This window comes from Pseudomonas sp. CGJS7, from assembly GCF_036961695.1.
The window spans coordinates 45,124-58,805 of the sequence record NZ_JBAMDI010000065.1; the positions used below are offsets into that span (position 1 = coordinate 45,124).

The window sequence follows — 13,682 nt, forward strand, 5'->3', positions numbered from 1 at the left end:
CGTGGGCGGCCTGTTCGCAAGGCTGGTGGATTCCAGCGACCCTGTACTCATGCGCCAGGCGTTGGCCTGGCTGTATGGTTTCGTGCGCCCCCATCGGTGTGCCATCGGCCTGTTGCTCAGCTTGTCGCTGGGTGCATCGCTGCTGGCGCTGGCGCAACCCTGGCTGGTCAAGACCCTGATCGATGAGGGGCTGCTGGCCAAGGATTACCAAACGCTTTGGCACATGGCGGGAATCATGATCGGCGCGGGCCTGCTGGGCACTGTGCTGGCTGGGGTCAACCGCTACCTGCATACGCGCTTGTCGGGGCGCATCCTGTTTGCCCTGCGTGACGACCTTTACCGCCATCTGCAGCAATTGTCACCGACCTTCTACGGGCGGCGGCGTATCGGCGACATTCTTTCGCGGCTGGATGGCGATGTGGCAGAGATCCAGCGCTTTGCCGTGGACTCGCTGTTCTCGGCGGTGTCGGCGGTGATCGGCCTGGTGGGCGCGGTGACGTTGATGCTGATGCTGTCGTGGCAGTTGTCCCTGTTGCTGGCGCTGCTGGTGCCGATCGAGGTGCTGTGGCTGCGCTGGATGCGGCGCAAGGTGGAGCGCGAAGTGCGCAACTTGCGTGAGCGCTCGGCGGATGTGTCGTCTTTCCTGGTCGAGACCCTGCCGGCGATGAAGTTCATTCAGGCGGCCAGCCAGCAAGGCCGGGAAGCAGGGCGCCTGGACCAGCTTGGGCAAGGTTACATGCGTCAGCTGCTGAAGGTGCAGGTGACCGAATTCTTCACCCAGGCCATCCCCGGCACGCTCACCTCGTGGTGCCGCGCCTGTGCGTTCCTGGTCGGAGGCTGGTGGGTGATCCAGGGCACCTGGCAACTGGGCGCGTTGATCGCTTTTTCTACTTACATGGGCATGGCGGTTGGGCCGGTGCAGAGCCTGTTGGGCTTGTACGTGGCGGTGCAGCGCATGGCTGTCAGCCTGGGAAGGGTGATGGAATTGAAGCAGGAAGCGGTAGCGGTACATCAGACCGCCAACCCGCAGCCCATCCCCAATGGCCCCGGCGAGTTGCGCCTAGAGGCGCTGAGCTTTGCCCATGAGGGGCGTCAGGGTGCGGTACTGAACAACGTGCAGGTGAGCATCCCGGGTGGCGTGAAAGTCGCCATCAGCGGTGCCTCCGGGGTGGGCAAGTCAACCCTGATCGACCTGCTGCAGCGCTTCTACGACCCGGACGCCGGGCGCATCCTGCTGGACGGTGTCGACCTGCGCGACCTTGACCTGGCTGCGCTGCGCAGGCGAATCGCCGTGGTCAGCCAGGACATCGTGCTGTTCCGTGGCACCCTGGCGCAGAACCTGGCTTATGGCGTGCCCGAGGCCAGCCGTGATGAACTGGAACGGGTGGTGCGCCTGGCGCGGCTGGACAGCCTGGTCGACAGCCTGCCGCTGGGCCTGGATGGCTTGCTGGGCGAGCGCGGCCAGCAGTTGTCCGGGGGCCAGAAACAACGCATCGCCATTGCTCGTGCAGTGTTGCAGGCCCCGGCGATTCTGGTGCTGGACGAGGCCACTTCGGCGGTGGATGAGGCCACCGAACGTGAAGTGATCGCGGCCATCGACCAGCTGTTCGCCGGCCGCACGCGCATCCTGATCAGCCACCGGGCTTCGACCCTGGCCGATGCCGACCTGCATCTGCAACTGCATGACGGCCAGTTGCAGGTACTGGCGCAGGAGGTGATCAAACATGGGCACTGACGTGCGCGTTGGCATCATCGACAGCGGTTGCTCGCCGGAGCAGGCCAACGGCTTGCTGGACGCCCGCCGTTTCTGGCTGGAAGACGGCCAGTTGCGCGAAGGTGAAATGCTCCCCGACCAACTTGGGCACGGCAGTGCGGTGTACGCCAGCTTGCAACACCAGGCTGGTCCTGTGTCTGTGTTGGTGGCCCAGGTGTTCAGTGCCCAGGCCAGCACCAGTGCGTTGCAGGTGGCTGCCGCATTGCTGTGGCTGGTGGAGTCGGGGGCCTCGCTGGTCAACCTCAGCCTGGGCTTGCAGCAGGACCGGCCTGTATTGCACCAGGCCTGTGCCGAGGCTTTGGCCGCAGGTGTGCTGTTGTGTGCATCCAGCCCGGCACAGGGTGGGCCGGTGTTCCCGGCGAGCTACCCAGGCGTCATTCGGGTCACTGGCGATGCCCGCTGTGCACCGGGCCAATGGTCGTGGCTGGGTACGCGACAGGCGGATTTTGGCGCTTACGTGGGCGCGGGTGAGCGGGCGGGTGCGAGCCTGGGTTGTGCGGCGTTGAGCGGCAAGATTGCCGCCTTGCTGCGTGATGCCCAGGGGATGGACCGCCAGCAGGTGCATGACTGGTTGCGTGAGCATGCGGCCTTCAACGGGCCCGAGCGACGGGGTCCCAGCCATGGTTGAGCCGCGCATTGTGGTGCTGGGCGCCGGCCCTGCGGGTGCCGCCACGGCCATTGGCTTGCGGCGGCTGGGTTACACCGTGACGGTGGTGTCGGAGTGGCGCCGTTTCGCGGCAGTTGAAGGTGTTTCGCAGCGGGTGCTGGAGGGCTTGCGGTACGCAGGCCTTGGCGGGGCCTTGAGCCAGGCGGCCATGCCGACCACCCGCCAGGTGCACTGGAACGGCCAGCATCTGCAGATGAACCAGGAGTTTTTGCTCGACCGGCAACGTTTTGACCAGGCGCTGCGCGAAGACCTTCAGCGCGCAGGCGTGAGTGTGGTCGAGGGGCGGGTGCGTGAGGTCGTGCAGGGGGGCGGTCATCATGTGCGCCTGGACGATGGGCAGGTGCTGACCGCTGATTTCCTGGTTGAGGCCCGAGGCCGCCAGGCGCCCCTGGCCGCAGACCGCCTGCGTGGGCCGGAAACGGTCAGCCTGCTCAATGTCTGGCAGGGTAGCCCCGGTGCGCCTGCGTCGGCGGTGGAGAGCCTGGAGGATGGCTGGGCGTGGATGGCACGGCTGGAAGATGGCCGCTGTTACTGGCAAGTCACCCAGGAGGCTGCCGGGCTGCCGGGGAAAGCTGGGTTGGCAGCTTACTGCGTGACGTTGCGGGGCCGCAGCGCGTTGGTCGCCGAACTGTTCGACGATCAGGCATTGATACCGGCACTGGTGCATGCACGCAGCAGTACCGCCATTCTGGCGGGTGAATGTGTCGGGCAGGACTGGATCCGGGTGGGGGATGCCGCCATGGCCGTTGACCCGCTGTCGGGCAACGGGATTTTTCAGTCGCTCTCTTCGGCATTGCAGGCGCCGGTGGTGATCAATACGTTGCTGCGCCGGCCTGAGCGGGCCGAGTTGGCGCGGCAGTTTCACCAGCAGCGGGTCGAGCAGCTGTTCTTGCGTTTTGCCCGCATTGGCCGGGATTTCTATGCCCAGGAACAAAGCCGGGTGGGGCAACCGTTCTGGGCCCGGCGCCAGGGTTGGCCGGATGCGCAACCCCTGCATGAGGCGCCTGATTGGCAAGCGGTGCGGGTTGAGCGGCGGCCTGTACTGCGTGATGGGCTGGTGGATGCGGCCGAGGTGGTGGTGACAGCGGATCAGCCGTTGGGGGTGTGGCATTTGCAGGGGGTGGAACTGGCGCCTGTGGTGCGACAAATACGCAGTGGGCGGCCTGTTGAGGCGGTGTTGTCGGGGCTTGCGGGTGAACAGCAGAGGAGAGTGCGGTGGTGGCTGGGGGAGCAGGGGTTGGTTTGAGATTGCCGGGGCCGCTTTGCGGCCCATCGCGACGCAAGGCCGCTCCCACAGTCCACACAACCCAACCATACAACCCTGTGGGAGCGGCCTTGCGTCGCGATGGGCTGCGAAGCAGCCCCAGGATGTCGGATCAGAAAAAGGTCCCGACAATCAACTGCAGGTAAGTCCCGGTATCCCGCCCACCCAGCTGCGTACCGCCATTGGCAGCACTGCGCTCCGGCTTGTAGAAACCAACCACCGGGCTGATCAGCAGGTGGTCGTTGACCATCCATTTCACATACAGGTCCAGCTCGCGCCCGCCAAGGTTGCCCTGGTCGGTGTCCAGCGTGTCGAAGTCGAAGTACAGTGCGCCGACGGTCAGGTTGTCCCGTGGCTTGCCCTTCAGCGCTACATGGTGCACTTGGCTGTTCTTGTTGAACGGCCCGGCATAGTTGGCTGCCACTTCACCCTGGAACCAGGTGCCGTAGCCCCGGCTCAGGCCATAGAACAGCGGGTCGAAGCCTTCGGAGAAGCGGCTGTAGCGGTAGGTGGCGGTGGGTGACCAGGGCAGTTGGGAGAAGGTCCAGTTGCCCTCCAGGTACCAGGCATTCTCGCGCCCGCCGGTCTTGTCCTGAGTCACGTACTCGGCGGCCAGCTCCAGGTCTTTCACGCCCAGGTTGCCGCGCCCGCGCAGGCTGGCGGTGTCCATGCCGTCGCGGTGCTCCAGGCCCATGATCTGCGCGTAGCGCTGGTCCACGTCGAGGCCGCGGATCCAGCTCAGGCCGACGGTACCGGTATCGGCGACGTGCTCCAGGTTGGCGACCGCCAGGGAAGTGTCGGCCTGGTAATGGTTGTCGGACTTCAACCACATCAGGTCGCTGCGCCAGCCCTGGTTGCCGCCCATGCGCAGCACGGCGGTGCGGTCGAAGGCCTTGCGCGCGGCCAGGTAGTAGGCACCGCCGCGGTCGAAGTTGGCCCCCAGGTCGACCTTGCCCAGGTTGACCGGGTCACCCTGGATCAGGAAACCATCACCCAGGGTGACGACCTGGCGGCCACCGGAAATGTCCACGCCATCTTCACCCAGCGCCGGGAACAGGTTGGCCGAGCGCCAGCCCAGGTACAGGTCTTCGATGGCGGTGCGACGTTCGTCACCCAGGGTCAGGCCGGCGGCGTCGCCATCGCCCCAGGTGGCGGAACTGAGCAGGCTGAAGGCGCCGTAGAGGGTGCCGCTATCGGCCAGGGTCTGGCTGCCGCTGAGGCCGTATTTTACGTAGCCTTCCTGCCAGGCGGTGCTGCCGGGTTGGCGGTTGCCGGCCTGGTTGAAGCTTTCGTCGCTGTGGAAGACGCCGAACAGGGCTTCGAGGTCGGCGTTGAGCCTGGTGCCATCGTGGTTGTACAGCTCGTAGGCTTGGCTGGCGGGGGCGGTTAACAGCAGGGCCAATGTGCAGGCGAGTGTGTGCCTCATGGGGTTGCTCCATGTTTTTATTGTTGTTTTTTTGTTGCCTGTGCCGGCCTCTTCGCGGGTGAACCCGCTCCTACAGGGTATGTGGTACCTGGTGTAGGAGCGGGTTTACCCGCGAAGAGGCCGGTACAGGAAAAAGGATCAGAGCTTGATCAACACCGATTTCAGCTCTGTGTAATGCTCGATGGCCGCTGAACCCATCTCACGACCAACGCCAGACATCTTGTAGCCACCAAACGGCAGCGCCGGGTCCAGCGCGCTGTGGCAGTTGACCCACACCGAGCCGGACTTGATGCGCGGGATCATGCGGTGCACAGCGGCCAGGTCGTTGGACCAGATACTTGCACCCAGGCCGTAGGGATTGTCGTTGGCCATGCCGATCACTTCGTCGATGTCATCGAATGGCATCGCCACCAGCACCGGCCCGAATATTTCTTCCTGTACCAGACGGTGACGCTGGTCCACATCGACAATCACCGTCGGCTTGACGAAGTAACCAGGCCCGAAACCTTCACCCCCGCAGGCGATGGTGGCGCCCAGTTCGCGGCCAAGTTCGATGTAGCCGGTGACGCGGTCCTGCTGCTTGGCTGAAATCAGCGGGCCCATCTGCACCGCCGGGTCCAGCCCGTTGCCCAGCTTCATGGCATTGGCAATTCCGGCGATGTCGGCCACCACATTGTCGAAGTGCTTGCGGTGCACATACAGCCGCGAGCCTGCGCAGCACACCTGGCCCTGGTTGAAGAAGATCGCCGTGGCCGCACCGGCTGCGGCTTCCTGCAGGTTGGCGTCGGGCATGACGATGGTCGGCGACTTGCCGCCCAGTTCCAGGGTGACGCGGGTCATGTTGTCCATGGCCGCCTTGCCGATCAGCTTGCCGACCTCGGTGGAGCCGGTGAAGGTCAGTTTGTCTACGCCGGGGTGGCGGCTGAGCGCGGCGCCGGCGTTCAGGCCGGTACCGGTAACCACGTTGAACACGCCGGCCGGGTAGCCGGCCTCGTCGACCAGCTCGGCCAGCTTGAGCACGCTCAGTGGGGTTTCATCGGCAGGCTTGAGCACCACGGTGCAGCCGGTGGCCAGTGCCGGGCCGAGCTTCCAGCAGGCCAGCAGCAGTGGGAAGTTCCAGGCGACGATGGCGCCAACCACGCCCACTGCCTCGCGGCGTACGAAGCCGTGGAACTGGTCGTTGGGCATCAACGGCATGGACGCTTCGACGGTGCTACCCTCGATCTTGGTGGCCCAGCCCGCCATATAGCGCAGGAAGTCGATGGCCAGTTGCACGTCCATCACCTGGGCCACGGCGGCGCTCTTGCCATTGTTCAGGCATTCCAGTTCGGCCAGCTGACGCGCATCGCGCTCCATCAGGTCGGCCAGGCGCCACAGCAGGTTCTGCCGCTCGCGTGGGCGCATGCGGCTCCAGGGCGAGTCGTCGAAGGCCTGGCGCGCAGCGCGCACGGCGCGGTCGACATCTTCGGCCTCGGCGGCCGGCACTTCACCCAGCACTTCGCCGGTGGCCGGGTTGCGGAACGACAGGGTGCGACCGCTGGCGGCGTCCTGCCAGTCGGCACCGATGCGCATCTTCAGCTTGCGTTCGAGAAAGGCGCGGGTGGCGGGCAGGATGGGCAGTTCGGAAAGCATGGGGCTGTGCCTCTTGTCATTGGATGTGACGGGCACTGGCGCAATGGCCGTGCCAACCTGGGCAGATGGCCGCAAAGCGTTGTGGGCGTTGGGTTTTGCCTGAGCGCAAAGGTGCGATTGCCGGGTTGCGCTGTTGCACATTGAGACGGTGTGAGACGGTGGTGAAACAGTGGCTGTTCGGCCTCTTCGCGGGCCCTGTCTCAACATGAAACACCCTGTCGCGAAATGGCACGCTGCAAATGGCCATCCCGGCTCCTGGCCAAGCCCCGAAAACCGCTTAACAGGCTGAAAGGAAACGCTTTTACCCTAACTGGCACAGTTCCTGTATCACAACCGTCACATGCACACCTGCTGTACCAAAGCGTGCGAAAACGATAAGAACAACAACCGTGGAGGTCTGACCTTGAAGACGACTCGACTCCGGCGGCATGCGGGCAAACTGGCGCTGGTCGCCGCCGCGCTGCTGAGCACCCAGGCCATGGCGGCCGAGCAGGGCCCGAGCCTGTTGCAGAACAAGTGCATGGGGTGCCATATCCCCGAAGGCAACGACACCTATAGCCGCATCAGCCACCAGCGCAAGACACCGGAAGGCTGGCTGATGAGCATCGCCCGCATGCAGGTGATGCATGGCCTTCAGATCAGCGACGACGATCGTCGCACGCTGGTCAAATACCTGGCCGACAAACAGGGCCTGGCGCCCAGCGAAACCGATGGCGTGCGTTACGCCATGGAGCGTCGGCTCAATACCGTCGAGCACTTCGACACCCAGCTCAGCGAGACCTGTGGCCGTTGCCACTCGGGTGCCCGTGTCGCCTTGCAACGGCGCCCGGCCAAGGAGTGGGAACACTTGGTCCACTTCCACCTTGGCCAATGGCCGTCCCTTGAATACCAGGCCCAGGCGCGTGACCGCGACTGGCTGCCGATCGCCCTGCAGCAAGTGGTGCCGGACCTTGCCAAGCGCTTCCCGATGGACAGCGCGGCCTGGGCCGAATGGCAGAAGGCCAAACCCAAGGCGGACGTACTGCCGGGGCAGTGGGCATTCAGCGGTCATATGCTGGCCAAGGGCGATGTACGTGGGGTGATGAGCGTCACGGCCGGAGAGGGCGATACCTTCAAGGTCGAGGTCAAGGGCGCTTACGCCGACGGTACACCGTTCAACGGCAGCGGCTCGGCCATCCTGTACAACGGTTATGAATGGCGGGGCAATGTGAAGGTTGGCGATGCCAACCTGCGCCAGGTGTTCGCCGCGCTGGATGGCGAAATGAAAGGCCGTATGTTCGAAGCCGATCACGATGAGCGCGGCCTGGACTTCAGCGCCGTAAAAGAAGGCAAGGCGCAGTTGCTGGCGGTACAACCGGCGTTCATCAAAGCCGGAGGCGAAAGCGAAATCACCCTGGTTGGCAGCGGCCTGACTGGCAAGCCGGACCTGGGCGCCGGGGTGGAAGTGACCGAAGTGCTGGAGCAGACCCCGACCCTGGTAAGGGTCAAGGCCCGCGCCGCGGCCGATGCCAGGCCAGGGCTGCGCGAGGTGGCGGTAGGTGCGCTCAAGGGCGTGAACCTGGCGGTTTACGACAAGGTCGACGAAGTGAAGGTCGTGCCGGCGTTCTCCATCGCGCGCATTGGCGAGAACGGTGCCTCCGTGCCGAAAGTGCAGGGGCGTTTCGAGGCTGAAGCCTGGGGCAAGGATGCCTATGGCCAGCCGCTGCGTATCGGCTACCTGCCGGCCAGCTGGAAGGTCGAGCCGTTCAACGAGCGTGCTGTCGAGGATGAAGACGTCAAGTTCGCCGGGCAGATGCAGGCCGACGGCGTGTTCGTGCCAGGCGGTGCCGGGCCCAACCCTGAGCGCAAGATGATGACCAACAACGCCGGTAACCTGAAGGTCATCGCCACGCTGGCCGACGGTGGCCAGACCGGCGAAGGGCACATGATCGTCACCGTACAGCGCTGGAACAACCCGCCGCTGCCGTAACGGCAGGCTGCAACGGTTTTCCAACGGATCGATTATCGGGAGGTCGCCATGGGCGTACTACTGAACCTGGTCGAACGCAACCTGCACGAAGTACAGGTTGATGCCGACCGCATGCTGTTCCATATCCCCAGCAGTTCGCTGTTCACCGCTGACGCGGTGACCGGCGGCATCATCGACACCTTGCGCCAGCAAGGCTGCTCGGCCGAGGAGCTGATGCAGCGCCTTGGCCAGCAGTTTGCCGGCGAGGATATCCAGGACACCCTGCGCGAACTGATCGCGCTGGAGCTGGTCAGCGACGGCTCGCCGCTGACCCCGGAAATCGCCCTCAGGCAAGTCGAGCGCACCGCGCTCAACACCGTGGTGCTTAACGTCAACACCGGTTGCAACCTCAGCTGCACCTATTGCTACAAGGAAGACCTGGACAAGCCTTCCGCCGGCAAGAAGATGAGTACCGCCACCGCCGAAGCCTCGGTGGAGATGCTGCTCAAGGAGTCACCCAACGAGCAGCGCTATAGCGTGGTGTTCTTCGGTGGCGAACCGCTGTCCAACCGGCCGTTGATCGAGCACATGGTGGCTTACTGCGAGCGGCGGTTCGCCGAGGCGGGTAAGCAGGTGGAGTTCATCATGACCACCAACGCTACCTTGCTGACCGAAGAAATCATCGATTGGCTCAACGCCCACCGCTTTGGCCTGTCGATCAGCATCGATGGCCCCAAGACCGTGCACGACCGCAACCGTATCACCGTGGGCGGGCAGGGCACCTATGACGTGGTGCGGCGCAAGGCCGACCTGCTGCTGTCACGCTACACCAGCCGGCCGGTGGGCGCGCGGGTCACGCTGACCCGTGGCATTACCGACGTTGAAACCATCTGGAACCACCTGTTCAACGAAATGGGTTTCGCCGAGGTCGGCTTTGCCCCGGTTACCTCTGGCGACATGGCCGACTTCAACCTTACTGGCGAAGAGCTGGTGCAGGTCTTCGCCAACATGAAGGCCCTCGGCCGGCGCTACCTGGAGGCGGCACTCGAGCACCGCAACATCGGGTTCTCCAACTTGCATCAGTTGATCACCGACATCCACGAAGGCCACAAGAAGGCCCTGCCGTGTGGCGCCGGGTTGAAGATGCTGGCAGTGGACCACGAAGGTGAGCTGAACCTGTGCCACCGCTTCACCGGCTCCAGCCTGCCCACCTTCGGTAACGTGCACCAGGGCGTGAAGCAGGCGCAGCTCAACGACTTCCTGTCCCAGCGCCTGGACCGCAGCAACACCGGCTGTGAAAGCTGTCGCATCCGCAACCTGTGCTCCGGCGGCTGCTATCACGAAAGCTATGCGCGCTACGGCGACCCGCAGCACCCGACCTATCACTACTGCGAACTGATGCGCGACTGGGTGGACTTCGGTATTGAAGTCTACAGCCGCATCATGGCCGCCAACCCGGCCTTCATCGATCGCTACATCACCCCGCGGAAGGCGCATTGACATGAAGCACTTGAAGCCCCTGAACAACAAGGCGCGCATCCTGGAGCAGGCCGCCGCCGAAGACCGTGTCGAAGAAGTGATGGCAATGAGCGCGGTGGCAGGCTGCACGGCCACTACCGACCCGGGCTGGGAGGTGGACGCCTTTGGCGGCGTGAGCTCGCTGTGCCAGCCGATGGAAGCTGACCTTTATGGTTGTTCCGACCCTTGCTGGTGGCCGGCCCAGGTGCCGGACATGATGAGCACCTACCAGGACTGGAACGCCCAGGCGTCCAACTCGGCAGAGGACTGGCGCAACCTCGGCACCGTGTTCCCGAAAGACAAGTGACGGCCCAACAAGAATGACAAGGGGAAACCGCATGAAAGCTGGACGCTGCGCGCCATTGGCGCTCACCATCGCCGCCATGGCTTGCGCCGGGCAGGCACAGGCCGACGACACTGGCCCGGCACTCAAGGCTGGCCACGAATACATGATCGTGACCAACTACCCGAACAACCTGCATGTGGTCGATGTGGCCAGTGACACGGTCTACAAGAGCTGCCGGATGCCCGACAAGTTCGGCCCTGGCACCGCAATGATGGCGCCGGACAACCGCACCGCCTACGTACTCAACAACCATTACGGCGACATCTACGGCATCGACCTGGACACTTGCAAGAACACCTTCCACGCCAACCTGTCCAGCGTAGCCGGTGAAGTCGGCCGGTCGATCTATTCGTTCGCCATCAGCCCAGACGGCAAAGAGGTGTATGCCACGGTCAACCCGACCCAGAGGCTGAACGACCATTACGTGGTCAAACCACCGCGGCTGGAGGTGTTCAGCACCGCTGATGGCCTTCAGGCCAAGCCCGTACGCACCTTCCCGATGCCGCGCCAGGTGTACCTGATGCGCGCCTCCGACGATGGCAGCCTGTACGTTGCCGGGCCGGACATTTACAAGATGGACGTGAAGACCGGCAAGTACTCGGTAGCCCTGCCGCTGCGCAACTGGAACCGAAAAGGCTACAGCGCCCCGGACGTGCTGTACTTCTGGCCGCACCAGAGCCCGCGCCATGAGTTCACCATGCTGTACACCATTGCCAGGTTCAAGGATGACAAGCAGGACCCGGCCACCGCCGAACCGCTGTATGGCTACCTGAGCATCGACCTGAAGACCGGTAAGACCCACACCCAGGAGTTCGCCGACCTGACCGAGCTGTACTTCACCGGCCTGCGCTCGCCCAAGGACCCGAACCAGATCTACGGCGTGCTCAACCGCCTGGCCAAGTACGACATCAAACAGCGCAAGCTGATCAAGGCGGCTAATCTGGAGCACACCTACTACTGCGTGACGTTCGACAAGAAGGGCGACAAGCTTTACCTGGGCGGCACCTTCAATGACCTGGCGGTGTTCAACCCGGATACGCTGGAAAAGGTGAAGAACATCAAGTTGCCGGGTGGTGACATGTCTACCACGACGCCGCAGGTGTTCGTTCGCTAAACCGGTGTGTGCTTCTTCGCGGGTAAACCCGCGCCTACGAAAACCTCCACAGGCCCCAAATGTGGCGCCGTCCTGTGTAGGAGCGGGTTCACCCGCGAAGAGGCCAGCACAGAAAACACAAGAACAACAAGAGAACGCCCATGCCCCAGCCAAGCTACACCCAGGGCAACCAGGACAAGCCCCTGCTGACCCAATGCATCGGCGACGCCTTCGACGCCACCGTGGCCCGCTTCCCCGACCGTGAGGCGCTGGTGGTTCACCATCAGGCCCTGCGCTACACGTGGCGGCAACTGGCCGACGCCGTCGACCAGCACGCCCGCGCGCTGATGGCCCTGGGCGTGCAGCCCGGTGACCGTCTTGGCATCTGGGCACCCAACTGCGCCGAGTGGTGCATTACCCAGTTCGCCAGCGCCAAGGTCGGAGCGATCCTGGTCAACATCAACCCGGCCTACCGCTCCAGCGAACTGGACTATGCCCTTGGCCAGTCCGGCTGCCGCTGGGTGATCTGTGCCGACGCATTCAAGACCTCCGATTACCACGCCATGCTGCAGGGCCTGCTCCCGGGCCTGGCCAGCAGCCAACCGGGTGCGCTGATCTGCGAGCGGTTCCCCGAACTGCGTGGCGTGGTCAGCCTGGCGCTGTCGCCACCGCGGGGGTTTCTGGCCTGGCACGCATTGCAGGCCCGTGCCGAGGCCGTCAGCGGCGAGGCCCTGGCCGCACGCCAGGCACAATTGCGTTGCGACGACCCGATCAACATCCAGTACACCTCAGGCACCACCGGTTTCCCCAAGGGGGCCACCCTTAGCCACAGCAATATCCTCAACAACGGGTACATGGTCGGTGAAAGCCTGGGCCTTACCGAGCAAGATCGGCTGGTGGTGCCGGTGCCGCTTTACCACTGCTTTGGCATGGTCATGGCCAACCTTGGCTGCATGACCCACGGCAGCGCACTGATTTACCCCAGCGATGCCTTCGACCCGCTGGCCACGCTGCGCGCAGTGGCGCAGGAAAAAGCCACTGCGCTGTATGGCGTACCGACCATGTTCATTGCCGAACTGGACCATCCGCAGCGTGGTGAATTCGACCTGTCGAGCCTGCGCACCGGGATCATGGCCGGCGCGACCTGCCCGATCGAGGTGATGCGCCGGGTGATTGGCGAGATGCACATGGCCGAAGTGCAGATTGCCTATGGCATGACCGAGACCAGCCCGGTGTCCTTGCAGACCGGTGCCGCTGACGACCTGGAGCGTCGCGTGACCAGCGTCGGTCGCACCCAGCCCCGGCTGGAGAGCAAGGTGGTGGACGCTGAAGGCAACACTGTCCCGCGTGGTGAGATCGGCGAACTGTGCACCCGCGGCTACAGCGTGATGCTGGGTTACTGGAACAACCCCAAAGCCACCGCCGAGAGCATCGACGCAGAGGGCTGGATGCACACCGGCGACCTGGCGGTGATGGACGAGCAGGGCTATGTGCGTATTGTCGGGCGCAGCAAGGACATGATCATTCGCGGCGGCGAGAACATTTACCCGCGCGAGCTGGAGGAGTTCTTCTTCACCCACCCGGCGGTGGCCGATGTGCAGGTGATTGGCGTGCCCTGCAGCAAGTACGGTGAAGAGATCGTGGCCTGGGTGCGGCTGCACCCGGGGCATGCTGTCAGTGAGGTAGAGTTGCGTGAGTGGGCGAGGGCACGGATTGCGCACTTCAAGGTGCCCCGGTATTTCCGTTTTGTCGACGAGTTCCCGATGACGGTGACGGGCAAGGTGCAGAAATTCCGGATGCGCGAGATCAGTGTCGAAGAGCTGTCTGCCAGATGACCTTTTACGCGCGCAAGGTGAAAGCAACAGCCTTGTGCGCGGTAGCCTGTAGGAGCGGGTTTACTCGCGAAAGGGCCGGCCCTGCTGGCCAATCCCCACCCGCCGTTCACTGTTGCCGCCGCTACCGTATTCGCGGGTAAACCCGCTCCTACGCCGGATCGGGGTGGACACAGGTCGGT

General features: G+C 64.1%; 10 protein-coding genes. 8 read left to right on the forward strand and 2 right to left on the reverse strand.

Annotation, left to right across the window (positions count from 1 at the left end; all coding sequences use genetic code 11):
* The first annotated feature begins 1 nt into the window (after position 1).
* From V7787_RS30940 to qhpG, 3 genes are read left to right on the forward strand one after another with little or no spacing between them, the layout of a single operon-like run.
* Positions 2-1,735, forward strand: a complete 1,734-nt coding sequence (locus V7787_RS30940) for an ABC transporter ATP-binding protein (RefSeq protein ID WP_064493398.1) — start codon at positions 2-4, stop codon at positions 1,733-1,735.
* On the forward strand, positions 1,725-2,402 hold the full coding sequence (qhpE, locus tag V7787_RS30945) for a subtilisin-like serine protease QhpE (RefSeq protein ID WP_064493399.1): 678 nt from the start codon (positions 1,725-1,727) through the stop codon (positions 2,400-2,402). Before V7787_RS30940 ends, qhpE begins: the two co-directional genes overlap by 11 nt.
* Positions 2,395-3,687 carry a flavin-dependent monooxygenase QhpG gene (gene qhpG, locus V7787_RS30950; RefSeq protein ID WP_064493400.1) on the forward strand — a complete coding sequence of 431 codons (1,293 nt, stop codon included), beginning with the start codon at positions 2,395-2,397 and terminating at the stop codon, positions 3,685-3,687. Before qhpE ends, qhpG begins: the two co-directional genes overlap by 8 nt.
* 130 nt (positions 3,688-3,817) lie before the next feature.
* Here qhpG and V7787_RS30955 read toward each other — a convergent pair whose 3' ends face one another.
* Together V7787_RS30955 and V7787_RS30960 are read right to left on the reverse strand one after the other, a co-directional pair.
* Positions 3,818-5,131 (reverse strand): hypothetical protein, encoded by a 1,314-nt coding sequence (locus V7787_RS30955; RefSeq protein ID WP_064492341.1) that lies wholly within the window; start codon positions 5,129-5,131, stop codon positions 3,818-3,820.
* A 138-nt stretch (positions 5,132-5,269) separates the two neighbouring features.
* The gene (locus V7787_RS30960) at positions 5,270-6,763 is read right to left on the reverse strand and encodes an aldehyde dehydrogenase family protein (protein WP_020192690.1); all 1,494 of its coding nucleotides are present in this window, start codon (positions 6,761-6,763) and stop codon (positions 5,270-5,272) included.
* A 403-nt stretch (positions 6,764-7,166) separates the two neighbouring features.
* Between V7787_RS30960 and peaA the strand changes: the two genes are divergently transcribed.
* The 5 genes from peaA to V7787_RS30985 all read left to right on the forward strand — a co-directional run bounded on the left by peaA (position 7,167) and on the right by V7787_RS30985 (position 13,503).
* Positions 7,167-8,732, forward strand: a complete 1,566-nt coding sequence (gene peaA / locus V7787_RS30965) for a quinohemoprotein amine dehydrogenase subunit alpha (protein WP_336091216.1) — start codon at positions 7,167-7,169, stop codon at positions 8,730-8,732.
* 48 nt (positions 8,733-8,780) lie between these two features.
* Entirely contained in the window at positions 8,781-10,211 is a 1,431-nt protein-coding gene (gene peaB / locus V7787_RS30970) for a quinohemoprotein amine dehydrogenase maturation protein (RefSeq protein WP_064492342.1), read from the forward strand.
* A gap of 1 nt (position 10,212) precedes the next feature.
* The gene (qhpC, locus tag V7787_RS30975; protein WP_004375838.1) at positions 10,213-10,536 is read left to right on the forward strand and encodes a quinohemoprotein amine dehydrogenase subunit gamma; all 324 of its coding nucleotides are present in this window, start codon (positions 10,213-10,215) and stop codon (positions 10,534-10,536) included.
* 31 nt (positions 10,537-10,567) lie between these two features.
* The gene (gene peaD / locus V7787_RS30980) at positions 10,568-11,689 is read left to right on the forward strand and encodes a quinohemoprotein amine dehydrogenase subunit beta (protein ID WP_014859935.1); all 1,122 of its coding nucleotides are present in this window, start codon (positions 10,568-10,570) and stop codon (positions 11,687-11,689) included.
* Positions 11,690-11,829: 140 nt separating this feature from the next.
* The gene (locus tag V7787_RS30985; protein WP_336091220.1) at positions 11,830-13,503 is read left to right on the forward strand and encodes a fatty acid CoA ligase family protein; all 1,674 of its coding nucleotides are present in this window, start codon (positions 11,830-11,832) and stop codon (positions 13,501-13,503) included.
* Positions 13,504-13,682: the final 179 nt, after the last annotated feature.